Consider the following 15,107-nt stretch of genomic DNA (forward strand, 5'->3'; position numbering starts at 1 on the left):
TCGGATCAGGTACCCGATTTGACCTTGGTCCACAGACGCGTCACGACCCGCTGTGTTTTCGCCGGATAAGGTGTCGTGATGTACAGGTTCTGCATCGTGGCATCATCCGGATAGATGGCCGGATCGCCGATCACGTCCTCTTCCAGAAATTCCTGAGACGCTTTGTTGCCATTGGCGTAATACACATAGTTCGATGCCGCCGCCATGTTGTTGGCGTCCAGAATGAAGTTGAGGAACGTGTGTGCGCCTTCGGGATTTGGAGCATCGACAGGAATTGCCATCTGGTCGAACCACATCAGCGACCCTTCGGCGAAGGGGTGGTATTCAATCTCTACACCGTTATCTGCTTCTGCAGCACGGTCGCGTGCCTGAAGGATGTCACCCGACCAGCCCACAGCAACGCAGATATCGCCGTTTGCCAGTGCATTGATGTATTCCGAGCTGTGGAATTTCTGGATATGCGGGCGGACCGCCGTCAGAACCGCTTCGGTCTTGCCAATCACGTCCGCGTCGTGGCTGTCGGGGTTTTCACCAAGGTATTGCAGCACCATGGGAATGATCTCGGCCGGGGCATCCAGGAAATGCACGCCGCAAGTGGCCAGCTTTTCCATGTTCTCGGGCTTCAAGACCAGATCCATGCTGTTCAGAGCAACGTCGTCGCCCAGAACCTCTTTGACCTTACCGACATTCACGCCGATCCCGGTTGTTCCCCACATGTAGTTGATCGAATACGCGTTGTCCGGGTCATAACCGGCGGTTCGCTCTTCGATTACATCCCAAAGGTTTCCGGCGTTCGAAAGCTTGCTTTGGTCCAGCTGCTGAAACGCGCCGGCCTGGATCTGGCGCTGAAGGAATGTACCTGACGGCACCACCACATCATAGCCCGAACCACCAGCCAGCATCTTGGTTTCCAGAACCTCGTTGCTGTCAAACACGTCATAGATCAGGGTCAGACCTGTTTCTGCTTCGAATTTGCTCAGCAGTTCTTCGTCGATGTAGTCGGACCAGTTGTAAACACGCACCTCTTCAGCAAATGCCGCCGAAGTCCCCAATGCGATGACCGCCGTCATAGTCAGCGTTTTGATTGTCATATTCTTCTCCCTGCAAGTGTACGGGTATTTTCCCGTTTTTTTGGATTTGATCAAGTTTTGCGTTTTCCCTCGATCCAGCGTATGGTTTCACGTGGCCAGTCACCTGACAAGTCAGGCTTAGTCGAAATGGGAAGAACCAATTGGATTTGATCAAAAATAAGGCATATGCGCCGTCGACCGAAGGGGGCAAACAACCCGCGCATGAGCAGGTTTACCAAACACTCAGATCACAGATTCTGTTCGGTGAACTGGTCCCAGGTCAGCCCGTCACAATCCAGGGCCTGACTGATTCGCTGGGTGTTGGGATGACTCCGGTCCGCGAAGCGATTCGCCGGTTGATCTCGGATGGAGGGTTGGTTTTCCAGGGCAATCGGCGCGTCAGTGTACCGCTGCTGAACTCGAACGATATTGAAGAGATGATCTTCGCCAGAATTTCAATAGAATCAGAGCTTTCCAGACGTGCAACCGCCAACCTGAAAACGCAGGACATTGATCACCTGGAACGCCTGGACAGGCATTTGGATCGCATGATCGCCGATGGTGATGTCGGTGGCTATCTGCGTTTGAACCAAGCTTTTCACGAAACGCTGTATTCTTACGCAAACGCGCCGATCCTCAGTGATCTGGCTGAAAGACTTTGGTTGCGGTTTGGCCCCTCTTTGCGTGTTGTCTGCGGGCGCTTCGGCACACAGAGCCTTCCGGATCGGCACAAGGACATTATTGCCGCTTTGCGCGCCGGTGACGCAGAAATGACTGCAAAGGCAACCGCTCAGGACATCGAACAGGGTATGGACCTGATGGCGGAGGCATTGACGTCTGTCTGATCTAACTTGATTCGATTGACAGGAAAAAATTTGATCATATTGTGTTCTCCAACTGCGTTCTTGTAGGAGATTCTCCGATGTCTACCATCACCAACCACATGCCGACCGCCGAATTGCAGGCGTTGGATGCCGCGCATCACATTCACCCTTTCTCGGCCAATGGTGCGCTGGGGAAGGAAGGGGCGCGCGTGATCACACGTGCCAATGGTGTTTATCTGACCGACAGCGAAGGCGAGGAAATTCTGGATGCAATGGCAGGCCTGTGGTGCGTCAATATCGGATATGGGCGTGATGAGCTGGCCGATGTTGCCGCGCGCCAGATGCGCGAGCTGCCCTATTACAACACCTTCTTCAAAACGACCCACGTCCCCGCGATTGCTTTAGCCGCCAAGATTGCCGAACTGGCACCGGGCGATCTGAACCATGTCTTTTTCGCAGCAGGCGGGTCCGAGGCAAACGATACCAATATCCGCCTCGTGCGCACCTACTGGGCCCAGAAAGGCCAGCCTGACAAGAACATCATCATCAGCCGCAAGAACGCCTATCACGGCTCATCCGTGGGTTCGGCCTCGCTGGGTGGTATGGCCGGGATGCACGCGCAGGGCGGCATTCCGATCCCGAATATCCACCACATTAACCAACCCAATTGGTGGGCCGAAGGCGGCGATATGTCGCCCGAAGAATTCGGTCTGGCCCGCGCGCGCGAGCTGGAAGAGGCGATCGAAGAGTTGGGCGAAGACCGGGTCGCCGCCTTTATCGCCGAGCCGGTTCAGGGCGCAGGCGGTGTAATCGTGGCGCCCGATACATACTGGCCGGAAATTCAGCGTATCTGCGACAAGTACGATATCCTGCTGATAGCTGACGAGGTCATATGCGGATTTGGCCGGACAGGCAACTGGTTCGGGTCGCAAACCGTTGGCATCAAGCCGCATATTATGACCATCGCCAAGGGCCTTAGCTCGGGCTATGCGCCCATCGGCGGGTCCATCGTAAACGACGAAATTGCCGAAGTAATCGGCGGTACCGAATTCAACCACGGCTATACCTATTCCGGCCACCCGGTCGCGGCCGCCGTGGCGTTGGAGAACCTGCGCATCCTCGAAGAAGAGAAGATCGTTGAGCATGTGCGCGACGTTGCAGCCCCCTATCTGAAAGAGAAATGGGAGGCACTGGCAGATCATCCGCTGGTGGGTGAGGCCAAGATCGTTGGCATGATGGCATCCATCGCGCTGACCCCGGACAAAGCCAGCCGCGCCAAATTCGCATCCGAACCCGGCACGGTCGGCTATATCTGCCGTGATCGGTGCTTTGCCAATAACCTGATCATGCGCCATGTTGGCGACCGGATGATCATTTCACCCCCGCTGATCCTGACACCTGCGGATATCGACGAGATGTTCGTGCGGATCTACAAGTCGCTGGACGAAGCGCAGGCCGAGATCATTGCACAAGGGCTGATGAAAGCCGCATCTTGATTTAGCGACTTATGCGTCTTCAAAGGCGGCCCATTCGGGCCGCCTTTTCTTTACCGTAACCTCTCCAGCAGGTTTGGCGTGGGGTATCCGTCCGGGACCAGCCCCTGCGCCATTTGATACGCCCGAACCGCGTTGATCGTATTTGGCCCGGTACGCCCGTCGACACCCTTTGTGTCAAAGCCCGCATCCGTCAGACGGGTCTGAAGTTCCTTTTTCTCGGCAAAGCTCAGCACCCGGTCGCCGCGCGGCCAGTCGGATTGAAACGGTGCGCCCCCTGCAAGCCGGTCGGACAGATGCCCGATGCCAATCACATAGGCGTCGGCCCCGTTATACGTCTCGATCACGTTGAAATTGTCAAAGATCATCAGCGCAACGCCCTGACTTCCCGCCGGAAGCAGGATAGCGGCCTTCCCATGATCCGGCACGACGGTACCATCCCGCGCCACGACACCCTGAGCGGCCCATTCAGACGGCATCAGCGTAAAATCGCGACGGGCTGAGGCGTAATCGAAATCGGTCGGCAGACGAACCTCCACGCCCCACGGCTGACCCGTCGTCCAACCATGCCGCGCCAGATAAGACGCCGCCGAAGCCAGCGCATCCGTCGGGTCATCCGACCAGATGTCCCGCCGGCCATCACCGTCAAAATCCACCGCGTGATCCAGATATGACGTGGGCATGAATTGTGTATGCCCCATTGCGCCCGCCCAACTGCCAAGCATGTTGCCGGCGCTGATATCGCCAGCCTGCACGATCCGCAGGGCAGCGACCAACTGCGTTTCAAAGAACTGTGCCCGCCGCGCATCAAAGGCAAGCGTTGCCAATGAACGAAGCGTTGGACTGCTGCCGCGATAGGACCCGAACGAGGTTTCAAGCCCCCAGATGGCAGTGACCACCTCTTTTTCGACGCCGTATTCCTCCTCGATCCGGTTCAACACCTGCCGATGCCGCTGCATGGCCGCACGCCCGTTCGACAGGCGCGTTTCCGACACTGCGGTCTCAAGATACTCCCAGATGGGTTTCGAAAACTCGGCCTGATTGCGATCCCGTTCCAGGACATCTTCGTCATAGCTCATCCCCGAAAACACCTGAGTCAGTGTTCCCTGCGAAATGCCCTGCCGCCGCGCGCGTCCCTGAAAGGCGCCGAGCCAGGACTGAAACCGTGCCGTTGTCGCAGAAGCCACGGGCAAGGCCTCAATCAACGGGCGCGAGACCGGGCGGATCGAAACGATTACATCCGCCGAAGCCAGTTGCAGCACATCGCGCGATTTCCCGCCGTCTGCCCATCTGGAGTTTTCTGTTGTTTCCGCCTGCACTATGGATGCCCACAATGCGACGGTCATGACGCCGCCTACGCATTTTCGCATTCCGTTTTTTCCTGATTACTGCTCGACCACAGGGTAGCGCAAAATCGGAAATTCACAAAGTGCTCAGACGTTCGCCTCACGCTCCTGCGCGGCACGCTCTGCCCGAATGCGTTCCAATGCCTCGCGCAGCAGAGGCACGCGGTTCGGCCTGAAGCTTTGTTCGGTCACTGACATGTCCTGCAAGCGATCCAACCGGAAAACGCGGAAATCCTGTCGCAGGTGGCACCAGCCCAACAACACGTTCGAGTGATCCAGATAGACGATGCTCAAAGGGTTGACGCGCCTGTGCGTAGCGTCGCCTTTCGCGTCCGTATAGAAAAACTCGACCGCGCGCTCATCCCACGTCGCCTGCCGCAGAGTGGCCACGTCAATCGTGGGCTCAGGCGGGCGGTTGAACCGTGTAGCTGCCAGAACCGCGTGGCTGAGCCGATGGGACTGGCGTTGCGGCAAGCGTCCCTGAAGTTTCCGCAGGGCCGTACCCGCCGCACTCGACAAAGCCGGATCGCCAATCACCTGAACTTCGCGCAGGCCCAGAACCAACGCTTCAAGCTCATCATCAGTGAACCCCAATGGGGGCAGGGTCGCGTCCTCGATCAGGGTAAAGCCAAACCCCGCTTCGCCATCGATCACGGCACCCAGTCCGCGCAATGCATCAATATCCCGATGAATTGTTCGGGCCGAAACACCCAAATCCTGCGCTAATTGTTCGGACGTTCTGGGCGAAGGGCCAGAACGCAGGGCTTGCATCAGTTGGAACAATCGAGCGGTGCGGGACATGATGAATAATAACTTATCCCTAATGACAGAAACTGTCATTAGATCCCGATACTCAGTCAGCACACAATGACACGGAGCCTCATAATGCTGACCCTTCTCACCTTCCCCTCTGCCTTCGGCCTGTTCAGTGCCAGCCCCTTCTGCGTCAAGACAGCATTGATGCTTCAGCAGTCCGGCCAGACCTGGCAACGCTCGGACATGCTTGACCCCCGCAAGATGCCTCACCAGAAGCTGCCCGTTTTGCGAACACCGGAACGCCTGGTCCCGGACAGCGACCTGATCCGCGATTGGTTGGAACAGCAGGGCGCGGATTTCGACAAAGGGTTGACGGATGTCGAAAAGGCGCAGTCCCGCGCACTGGTGCGCATGGCCGAAGAGCATCTGTATTTTCACATCGTTCTGGATCGTTGGGGCAATGACGAAGTCTGGCCGATCTTGCGTGATACGTTCTTTACCGGAATTCCGGCGTTGATCCGGAAACCGGCATCCAATGCGATCCGGAAATCCGTTCTGAAGGGGATTACGTCACAGGGAATCGGGCGGTTTTCGCTGTCCGAACGGTTGGACCGGATCGAACGTGACCTCGAGGCGATCTCAGCCTATCTGTGGCAATCCTCTTTCCTGCTTGGGGACCGTCCGACATCGGCTGACATGAGCGTTGGTCCAATGCTTGCCGCGATGCGCGCCACACCTGCGGACACCCCCCTGACCCGCCGGATCAAACAGGATAACCTGCTGAACAGTTACGTTGATCGGTTGGAACAAGCGATACCAATTGCATGAAACCCTTTGAAAACCCTTTGGTCGCTCCGGCCTTTGAAGCCCTGCCCCCGCAAACCCGTGCGGGGGCTCTGGCCTTGCGGGCGCTTGTGTTTGACACGGCAGCCTCTCTGCCTGCCGCCCCCACGGTGCAAGAGGAGCTGCGGTGGGGTCAGCCCGCCTATCTTGCGCCCAAGGGGTCAACGATCCGGCTGGGCGCGCACAAGTCGGCAAGTTTCGCCTTGTTTGTGCACTGCCAAACCCGGTTGATAAGCGATTTCACATCCGCCTTTCCGGGCGAGGATCAGATAGATGGGAACCGTGCCGTTCTGTTTGATGACACTACACAAATCGATCCAACACGCCACGGATGGCTGATTGCCCGGGCGTTGACCTATCACCTCTGACGGCGTTTGCGTTCGACCTTGCGCTTGATCTTGTCTTTCTTGCGCTTGGTGCTGATCGCTTTGCGCCGGGATGATCGCCCTTTTGGCCCCTGTCCGCGCGGCAGGGCCTGGTCGTCAATGGACAGCAGCTCCAGCTCCAACCCGCCGGTCACTGGTGTCGCTTCGGTCAGTCGAACGGTGACACGTTGACCAATGGCGATAGTCAGCCCCGTGTCCGCCCCCATAAGTGTCCCGGCCTCGCGGTCGAAATGGAAAAACTCGCGCCCAAGTGATCGCACCGGAACCAAGCCATCCGCACCGGTTTCGTCCATTTTGACAAAAGCACCAAACCGGGCAATGCCGCTGATCCGGCCCGTGAATTCATTGCCGACCCGCTCGCTCAGATACGCGGCCAGATAGCGGTCAGTCGTGTCCCGTTCAGCCATCATGGATCGGCGTTCAGTATCCGAGATATGAGTGGCCGTTTCTTCGAGCCGGGTAATCTCGTCTTCTGTCAAACCGTCCGTGCCCCAACCGTGGGCTGAGATCAGCGACCGATGCACGACCAGATCGGCATAGCGCCGGATAGGAGAGGTGAAATGCGCGTAGTTCCGCAGCGCCAGCCCGAAATGGCCGAAGTTTTCTGGGTTGTAATAGGCCTGTGCCATTGACCGCAGAGTGGTCAGGTTGATCAGTTCCGCATCCTCGGTCCCGGCGGCGGCGTTCAGCAGCGCATTCAGGTGGCGGGTTTGCAGCACCTGCCCCTTGGCGAGGTTCAATCCGGCAGCCTGCGCCGTTTCCCGCAGGCTTTCCAGTTTCTCGGGCGCGGGTTCCTCGTGCACGCGGAACAGCAGCGGACGGCGCTTGGCGATCAGTGTCTCCGCAGCCGAGACATTGGCGAGGATCATGAACTCTTCGATCAACCGATGCGCATCCAACCGGTCACGGAACGCCACGCTTTCAACATGACCCGTTTCGCTGAGCACGATCTTACGCTCGGGCAGGTCCAGTTCCAGGGGCTGTCGCACAGCTCGCGCTTTCTTCAGCGCGGCATAAGCGGCATAAAGCGGTTTCAAGACCGTTTCCACCAATGGCCCGGTGCGGTCGTTCGGGTTGCCGTCGATGGCCTCTTGCACTTCGGCATAGTTCAGCGACGCAACCGAACGCATCAACCCCCGCACGAAACGATGACCAATCTTGTTACCGTTCGCGTCAATCTGCATCCGCACAGCGACACAGGCACGCGGGACGCCTTCATGCAGGGAACACAGATCACCCGACAGCCGATCAGGCAGCATCGGCACCACACGGTCAGGGAAATAACTTGAATTGCCCCGCTTGCGCGCCTCGCGGTCCAGGGCCGAGCCGGGCAGCACATAAGCAGCAACATCGGCGATAGCGACCCAGATCACATGTCCACCAGGGTTCTTGGGGTCTTCATCCGCGTGCGCGTAACAGGCATCATCACGATCGCGCGCATCCGAAGGGTCGATGGTCAGCAGCGGCATGTCCCGCAGGTCCTCGCGGCCCTTCAGGCCAACGGGTTTGGCATTGTCCGCTTCTGCAATGACCTTGTCGGGAAAGTCATCCGGGATACCGTGCTGGTGGATCGCGATCAGCGAAACAGCCTTGGGCGCGGTCGGATCACCCAACCGTTCTACAATGCGCGCGCGCGGCAGGCCCATGCGATTTTTCGGCCCGGCCTGTTCGGCCTCGACCAATTCGCCGTCTTTGGCACCATGCACCGCGCCATCGGCAACCAGCCATTCAGTCTGGCCTGCCTTGTCGATAGGAACGATTCTGCCCCCTTCGGCCCCTTTACGGAATATGCCCACGATCTTGCGCGGGTTGGTCCCGATTCGGCGGATCAGGCGGGCTTCGTAATTGTGATCTTCTTCGTGCACGACGGTCAGGCGGGCCAGAATGCGGTCACCCTCACCCAGGGCCGGGTCGCTGGCCCGCGCGATGATCAGAACGATGGGCTCGACGCCTTCGCCATGCCATTCCAGTGGACGGGCAAACAGATCACCATCGGCATTCGGGGCCTTCACCTGCAAGACACTGACAGGTGGAAGACGGTCTGGATCGCGATAGCTGCGCTTGCGTTTTTCAAGGTGTCCTTCGGCCTCAAGCTCTTTGAGGATGCGCTTGAGGTCAATGCGATCCGCGCCCTTGATACCAAAGGCTTTGGCGATGTCGCGTTTCGAGGTCAGGGTGGGGTTCGCCGAGATCCAGTCAAGGACCTCCTGCTTGGTGGGGATGCGAGTCATGCTTCCGGCGTAGCACGCGTTTGCGACCGCGTCATGACCAAAAAACCTCAGGGTTTCAGATCAGCAACCGTATCCACATCGCGCAGCTGGTCCAGCAGGGTCACACGGCAGTTTGGGATTGAGGCAAGTGTGTCGCCCAAAGCATGTTCTGTCGACCAACGCACATCGTGGAACAGACCTGCGGGCAGCGCGCCATAACGCTGCGCACCGACCAGCCAATAGCCGCCATCCGGCGCGGGGCCGAACACCATCTGGGATCGCCCAAGCGCACCAAAAGCACGGGCAATATGTGCACGCGAAATACCCGGAATATCCGCACCAATCAGGCAAACCGGCCCCTTGGGCATTCCGCGCAACATCCGCTTCATCCGGCCACCCAGGTCGCCGGACCCCTGCGGCGCGCGTGGCAGGTCAACGGGCCAGACGCGGCTTACAAGGCCCTCCGCATCGGGCGACACGGCCAGCACAATCTGCCAACGGGGATCACGTAGCCTGCGGATCAAGGCGCGGGTCTGATGCCGAAACCACCACGCGGCACCAACCATGCCGATATCGCGCCCCAGCCGCGTCTTGACACGACCCGGTCTGGGTTCCTTGACCATGATCACCAATGTGCGTTGCATGGATCAGGCGAAATAATCCGTCAGGATACGGGTATAGATCGATTTGAGCTGCTCGATCTGCGCAACCTCAACACACTCGTCCACCTGATGCATCGTGCGCCCGACCAAGCCGAACTCCACCACCGGGCAATGGTCTTTGACAAAGCGCGCGTCCGAGGTGCCGCCGGTTGTCGACAGCTCAGGCGTAACGCCGGTTTCGGCTTCGACCGCTTTGGCCACCAGATCCGACAAAGGCCCCGGCGGGGTCAGAAAACTTTCACCCGAAATACTGATCGTGACACCGATTTCGACACCGTACTGAGCTGCCACCAGATCCGCTTCTGACTGCAACCAGTCACTCAGGCTGGCTCCGGAATGCAGATCGTTAAAGCGGATGTTGACCGCGCCGCTGCATTGCGCCGGGATCACGTTGGTCGCGGCGTTTCCAGTGTCGATGGTGACAACAGCCAGCGTGGAGGCGTCGAAATGGTCCGTGCCCTGATCCAGTTCATGGCTGGCAAGCCGATCCATCAGCCGCGCCATGGCGGGCAGCGGGTTTTTGGCCCGATGGGGATAAGCCGAATGCCCCTGCACACCTGTAATCTTAAACCACGCAGTCATTGAGCCCCGACGACCGATCTTGATCATCTCACCCATTTTGTTCGGGCATGTTGGCTCTCCTACCAGACAGACCGACATACGCTCACCCGCGCCTTTCATGTAATCGAGAAGCGCAGTGGTGCCGTCCAACGCATCGCCTTCCTCATCACCGGTAATTGTCAGGACAATTGCCCCATCCGGAGGGGTGTCACGCACGAAATCCATTGCCGCAGCCGCAAAAGCCGCAACTCCGGATTTCATATCGGTAGTGCCGCGCCCATGCATCACCCCATCCCGCACTTCGGCCCCGAAGGGCGGCGCAGTCCAGGCAGCTTCGTCGCCGACAGGGACGACGTCCGTGTGACCATTGAATCCGAAACTGCGCGCATGACCTTTCTGCCCCCAACGCGCGAAAAGGTTGCTGATGCCGCCGCGATCAACGCGCGTGCATTCGAAACCTGCCTCCGACAGCACCGCCTCAAGCAAAACAAGTGCTCCGCCTTCTGAAGGTGTGACCGAAGGGCAACGGATCAGTTCGGCTGTCAATTGGACGGGATCAGTCATGCGGGGGCCTCTGGAACTGTGTCTGACGCGGGTTCGCGCACAGATTCAACGATTTGGCCGGTTTTCCAACCCCAATCCGTAAAAAAACGGTCATCCGAATATTTAGATGTCAAAGCGACACCCCAATAAAACATGGCACTTTACCCTGCGACCACCTTGCCGCCCGCCACAAATTCGCGTTACAGGGCCGCGAAACAGGTGAATTGAATATGAAGCGCGCCTTCTTCGCACTGATCTGCCTGACTTTCGCCGTCATCGCACAGCAAAGCCTGGCACAGTCCCTTTCGGTCACAACCGTGACCCGCCCGCCATTTTCCTATGTCGAGGATGGCGACGAAACCGGCTTCTCTATGGATTTGCTGGCGGCTTTGGCCAAGGCTCTGAACTGGGACTACACGGTCAACCGCGTCGAGGCGTTTTCTGACATGTTGGGTGCCGTGCAGAGCGGATCTGCAGACCTTGCCATCGCCAATATCTCGATCACCGCCCTGCGTGAAACGCAAATGGATTTCTCTCAGCCGATCTTCGAAGCGGGTCTTCAGATCATGGTACCCTCGGACGCGGTACGAAAACCATCGCTGTTGCAGGCCCTGCTCTCGAAAGAACTGTTCATCGCCATAGGGCTGGCCTTTGCCATTCTCCTCGGTGGCGGCATGTTGATGTGGAGCTTTGAACGCCGCGCCCAACCCTATTTCGACCGCGACTTGAACGAAGCGTGGTTCCCATCGTTCTGGTGGGCGCTGAACTTGGTTGTGAATGGCGGCTTCGAAGAGCGAATGCCGCGCACTCCGTTCGGTCGAATGTTGGGTGTCGTGCTGGTGGTGTCATCCTTGTTCATCGTTTCGGTGTTCACCGCCCGTATCACCTCGGTCATGACCGTGGACGCCATTACCGGCAGCGTGAATTCGGTGAACGACCTGTACGGCAAGACTGTCGGGACAATATCAGGGTCGACAGCGGCCAGTTTTCTGAACCGGCGCGAGATCGAGTTTACCAGCTATCCGGGGCTGAATGAGATGCTGGACGCTTTCAAGGCCGAAGATCTGGATGCCGTCGTATTCGACGCGCCGATCCTGTCCTATTTTGCGGCCCATGAAGGGCGGCGCATTGCGTCGATGACAGGTGGTGTTTTCCTGCGCGAAAACTACGGCATCGCTTTCCCGACCGGATCACCTCTGGTCGAGGATGTAAACCAGGCATTGCTTGGCTTGCGCGAAGACGGAACCTATGACGAAATCTATCGCAAGTGGTTCGGATCGCGGAACTAGGCCTGCGCCTCGTCTCCGAAAAACGGTGTCATCTGCGCGACGATCACTGCGTTTTCATCCAATGCTCTTTGCATCAGCGCACGTTCATCCGCCTCGATATCGTGACCTTGCGCTTCACGCTCGGCCAATGTGCCGTATCCGGTGACATCCAGCGGTGCGGTGTCGGCCTGCTTCAGGATCGCGACCGTCTCACGCACGGCCTCGGCCTCATCCACGCCGCTGGCATAGCACATCAGCGCCGCGCCGGTCGCCCCATCGGGCAGCCCGTCGCCCTCCTTGCGGCCAATCTGGACCAGAAGGGTATAGACTTGCTGACGCGAGGGTTTCTTTTGCTTCTCCATGCACCGGGCCATAGCCCCACGCCGGTTCGCGGTCAAGCAGCCAACAATTGCAGGAATCCCGCCTTGCGCCCATAGTACCCAGAATAAACCGATCCCGGATACAAAGGACGCCTTCATGCCCTACCCAGATTTCATAGCAAGTTTTCCCAGCCTCGACGTACCATTCCCTGACGACGTGGTGCAAACGGCCGTGATCCGGTCGGATGCGGGCTTGGTAGCGTTCTTTACGTTTCTTCAGGATTTCGAATTGCCCTTACATTCTCACAAAGCCCAGTGGGGCACAGTGGTCGAGGGTGAGATTGAATTGACCATCGACGGGCAGACCCGGACCTACCGCTCGGGCGACAGTTATTCGATCCCATCAGGCGTGGAACATGGCGGCAAAATCAGGGCTGGCACACGGGTCATAGATGTTTTCGAGGAACCGGACCGATATCCGATCAAGGGATAAGCTGGGTGAGAGACTCAGTGAACGCGAGTCTCGGCCTCCCTCATTGATTGAAGGTCTCCGGCCTGAAAAGCTGTTGAGTTGAATCCGGCACTTTTGCGCCAGTCTTCCTCATCATTTTAGGCCAATTCCCGCTAGCCGGGACACGACGCCAGCAATTCACAACTAAGCGTCGATGCCGGCCCTACGCTGTGGGTACTGCATAAGTCATTTTCAAAGGAGAGTTGAGATGAGTGTTCTGTCCAGATTGATGACAACAACAGCAAGCGTGATTGTACTTTCCGGTATACCGGCTGTTGCAATTCTGTCCTTTGTAACAAGTGATGCTGCTTATGCCCAAGAAGCGGGCGGTGAAGGCGGCGAAACCACCGGTGGCGGCGAGGCCGAAGGCGGCGCGCAGACCGAAGGCGGAGGTGAATCCGGCAGCGATGGTGAGGCCGAAGGTGGCAGTGAAACCGAGGGCGGTAGCGATTCCGATGGCGGTAGTGAGGCCGAAAGCGGAGGCGAATCCGGCGGCGATGGTGAATCCGAAGGTGGCAGTGAAGCCGATGGCGGTGGTGAGGCCGATGGCGGTGGTGAGGCCGATGGTGCGGAAACCAATGCAGGAAGCACAGAAGTGGAAGCCATGCAGGGTGAGAGCCGCTAAGCAGCACTTCAAGGCAGGCTAGGGCCACAAGCTTGGTATCTGCCTTAGCCGACCTGACCCAAAGAACAAATAAGGCCGGAGCGTAACTGCTCCGGCCTTATGACATTCCCAGAACGATCAGTCCCGCAGCAATTCGTTGATGCCCGTTTTCGAGCGGGTCTTTTCGTCAACCCGCTTCACGATCACCGCGCAATAGAGACTGACATTGTTCTTTGACGGCATGGAACCCGCGACCACAACCGAATAGGGCGGAACCTCGCCATACATGACTTCTCCGGTTTCTCGGTCCACGATCTTGGTAGACTTACCAATGAACACGCCCATCCCCAGAACCGAGCCTTCGCGGACGATACATCCCTCGACCACTTCCGAGCGCGCGCCGATAAAGCAATTGTCTTCAATGATTGTTGGGCCAGCCTGCATCGGCTCAAGCACTCCACCGATGCCAACGCCGCCCGACAGGTGCACATTCTTGCCAATCTGCGCGCAGGATCCGACGGTGGCCCAGGTATCAACCATCGTGCCTTCGTCAACATAGGCCCCAAGATTCACGAAAGACGGCATCAGCACCACGCCCGGTGCAATATATGCCGACTTGCGGACAACGCAGTTTGGAACCGCGCGGAACCCGGCAGACCGCCACTGGTTTTCACCCCAACCGGCGAACTTGCTGTCTACCTTGTCCCACCAGCCGCCGTCCTGCGGACCGCCCGGCTGGATTTCCATGTCCTTGATACGGAAGCCCAGCAGAACCGCCTTTTTGGCCCATTGATTTACGTGCCAGTCACCGGTTTCCAGCTTTTCCGCCACGCGTAACGAGCCACTGTCCAGCGCATTCAGCGTATCCTCGATCGCCTCGCGCTGCTCGCCTGCGGTGGCGGGCGTGATTGTCTCGCGTGCCTCCCAGGCGGCTTCGATGGCGGCTTCCAGTTGCGCGTTGGACATGGGGTGTCTCCCTACAGAATCTGTTCACGTTGATTTGGCCTATACGCAAGCCGGACCCATGGCGCAATGCGACGTAGACGGGCCCAATTGCGTCTGAGGCAGAGGGTCATCAGCTCGCGCGCCGAATATGGCGGGTCAGGATCGCCGTTGCTGCGGCCATTTCCTTGCGCTTCAAAGCCCGCACAATGGCCGCATGATCCGTGTCAGCCCGTTGCACCCATTTAAACCGCCATTGCGCGAACAGATGGCGCGCGCTTGCGATATGCAGATCGTCGATTGCATGCAAAAGCCGAGGCAGCCCGCAAGGCGTCAGGATGGCGCGATGGAACGTTCTGTTCAGAGCCTCCCATTGCGGCATCGACTGCGCCTCGTCACAGGCGATGCGTGCGTTTTCGATCTTTTCCAACGCGACCGGAGACATGTTTTGCATCGATTGCTGCAACGCCAGCGTTTCCAAGGCCACACGCATTTCGATCACCTCCCGAACTTCTGCCGGGTCCAGCGCCGTAACCCGCATTCCCTTGCGCGGTTCATGCCGGGCCAACCCATGCGCCTCAAGCCGCAACAAGGCTTCGCGCACCGGAACATGGCTGGTGTCGAAGTTACGGGCAATATGGTCTTGCCGCAGCTTTTCACCGGCTGCCAGCTCTCCGGTGATGATCCGTTGGCTGAGGCTTTGGTAAATCGTGTCGGAAATCATTGCAGTCATGGATTATAGATAAAATCCACCATCCACATCCACAA

At 58.3% G+C, this 15,107-nt stretch carries 16 protein-coding genes; 7 read left to right on the plus strand and 9 right to left on the minus strand.

The genetic code is table 11. From position 1 onward, the window contains the following. Positions 1-5 precede the first annotated feature (5 nt). A complete protein-coding gene (locus tag ACR0AD_RS17195; protein WP_267363696.1) occupies positions 6-1,091 on the minus strand; it encodes a polyamine ABC transporter substrate-binding protein in 1,086 nt (361 codons plus the stop codon). A gap of 140 nt (positions 1,092-1,231) precedes the next feature. Here ACR0AD_RS17195 and ACR0AD_RS17200 point away from each other — a divergent pair, with 140 nt between their 5' ends. Then, on the plus strand, positions 1,232-1,915 hold the full coding sequence (locus tag ACR0AD_RS17200; RefSeq protein ID WP_480484143.1) for a GntR family transcriptional regulator: 684 nt from the start codon (positions 1,232-1,234) through the stop codon (positions 1,913-1,915). 77 nt (positions 1,916-1,992) lie between these two features. Further along, complete coding sequence (locus ACR0AD_RS17205) at positions 1,993-3,390, plus strand: aspartate aminotransferase family protein (protein ID WP_480488565.1); 1,398 nt, start codon at positions 1,993-1,995, stop codon at positions 3,388-3,390. Between the two features lie 50 nt (positions 3,391-3,440). Here ACR0AD_RS17205 and ACR0AD_RS17210 read toward each other — a convergent pair whose 3' ends face one another. Beyond that, positions 3,441-4,733, minus strand: coding sequence for a lytic murein transglycosylase (locus tag ACR0AD_RS17210; protein WP_480488563.1), 1,293 nt, complete (start codon positions 4,731-4,733; stop codon positions 3,441-3,443). A gap of 87 nt (positions 4,734-4,820) precedes the next feature. Next, positions 4,821-5,534 carry a helix-turn-helix transcriptional regulator gene (locus ACR0AD_RS17215; protein ID WP_480488561.1) on the minus strand — a complete coding sequence of 238 codons (714 nt, stop codon included), beginning with the start codon at positions 5,532-5,534 and terminating at the stop codon, positions 4,821-4,823. An 84-nt stretch (positions 5,535-5,618) separates the two neighbouring features. Here ACR0AD_RS17215 and ACR0AD_RS17220 point away from each other — a divergent pair, with 84 nt between their 5' ends. Together ACR0AD_RS17220 and ACR0AD_RS17225 are read left to right on the plus strand one after the other, a co-directional pair. After that, the gene (locus ACR0AD_RS17220) at positions 5,619-6,317 is read left to right on the plus strand and encodes a glutathione S-transferase family protein (protein WP_480488559.1); all 699 of its coding nucleotides are present in this window, start codon (positions 5,619-5,621) and stop codon (positions 6,315-6,317) included. Then, positions 6,314-6,700 (plus strand): DUF1801 domain-containing protein, encoded by a 387-nt coding sequence (locus ACR0AD_RS17225; protein WP_480488558.1) that lies wholly within the window; start codon positions 6,314-6,316, stop codon positions 6,698-6,700. Before ACR0AD_RS17220 ends, ACR0AD_RS17225 begins: the two co-directional genes overlap by 4 nt. On the opposite strand, the gene rnr is transcribed toward ACR0AD_RS17225, so the two are convergent. Genes rnr through dapE form a run of 3 tightly spaced genes read right to left on the minus strand, consistent with a single transcriptional unit; the run spans position 6,691 to position 10,715 of the window. Beyond that, entirely contained in the window at positions 6,691-8,949 is a 2,259-nt protein-coding gene (gene rnr, locus ACR0AD_RS17230) for a ribonuclease R (protein WP_480488556.1), read from the minus strand. The genes ACR0AD_RS17225 and rnr overlap by 10 nt on opposite strands. Before the next feature lie 47 nt (positions 8,950-8,996). Then, positions 8,997-9,572 (minus strand): TIGR04282 family arsenosugar biosynthesis glycosyltransferase, encoded by a 576-nt coding sequence (locus ACR0AD_RS17235; protein WP_480484150.1) that lies wholly within the window; start codon positions 9,570-9,572, stop codon positions 8,997-8,999. Positions 9,573-9,575: 3 nt separating this feature from the next. Continuing rightward, positions 9,576-10,715 carry a succinyl-diaminopimelate desuccinylase gene (gene dapE / locus ACR0AD_RS17240; protein ID WP_480488554.1) on the minus strand — a complete coding sequence of 380 codons (1,140 nt, stop codon included), beginning with the start codon at positions 10,713-10,715 and terminating at the stop codon, positions 9,576-9,578. A 209-nt stretch (positions 10,716-10,924) separates the two neighbouring features. Here dapE and ACR0AD_RS17245 point away from each other — a divergent pair, with 209 nt between their 5' ends. Continuing rightward, positions 10,925-11,983 (plus strand): transporter substrate-binding domain-containing protein, encoded by a 1,059-nt coding sequence (locus ACR0AD_RS17245; protein WP_480488553.1) that lies wholly within the window; start codon positions 10,925-10,927, stop codon positions 11,981-11,983. On the opposite strand, the gene ACR0AD_RS17250 is transcribed toward ACR0AD_RS17245, so the two are convergent. Further along, on the minus strand, positions 11,980-12,324 hold the full coding sequence (locus ACR0AD_RS17250; protein ID WP_209598381.1) for a hypothetical protein: 345 nt from the start codon (positions 12,322-12,324) through the stop codon (positions 11,980-11,982). The genes ACR0AD_RS17245 and ACR0AD_RS17250 overlap by 4 nt on opposite strands. 115 nt (positions 12,325-12,439) lie before the next feature. Between ACR0AD_RS17250 and ACR0AD_RS17255 the strand changes: the two genes are divergently transcribed. Further along, complete coding sequence (locus ACR0AD_RS17255) at positions 12,440-12,775, plus strand: cupin domain-containing protein (protein ID WP_209505030.1); 336 nt, start codon at positions 12,440-12,442, stop codon at positions 12,773-12,775. 226 nt (positions 12,776-13,001) lie between these two features. After that, positions 13,002-13,418 (plus strand): hypothetical protein, encoded by a 417-nt coding sequence (locus ACR0AD_RS17260; protein ID WP_480484153.1) that lies wholly within the window; start codon positions 13,002-13,004, stop codon positions 13,416-13,418. Between the two features lie 117 nt (positions 13,419-13,535). Here ACR0AD_RS17260 and dapD read toward each other — a convergent pair whose 3' ends face one another. Both dapD and ACR0AD_RS17270 read right to left on the minus strand, forming a co-directional pair. Next, positions 13,536-14,363 carry a 2,3,4,5-tetrahydropyridine-2,6-dicarboxylate N-succinyltransferase gene (dapD, locus tag ACR0AD_RS17265; RefSeq protein WP_480484154.1) on the minus strand — a complete coding sequence of 276 codons (828 nt, stop codon included), beginning with the start codon at positions 14,361-14,363 and terminating at the stop codon, positions 13,536-13,538. Between the two features lie 109 nt (positions 14,364-14,472). Beyond that, positions 14,473-15,072 carry a GntR family transcriptional regulator gene (locus ACR0AD_RS17270; RefSeq protein WP_480488551.1) on the minus strand — a complete coding sequence of 200 codons (600 nt, stop codon included), beginning with the start codon at positions 15,070-15,072 and terminating at the stop codon, positions 14,473-14,475. Between the last annotated feature and the right edge of the window lie 35 nt (positions 15,073-15,107).

It is taken from the genome of Ruegeria sp. BH8, assembly GCF_056538065.1.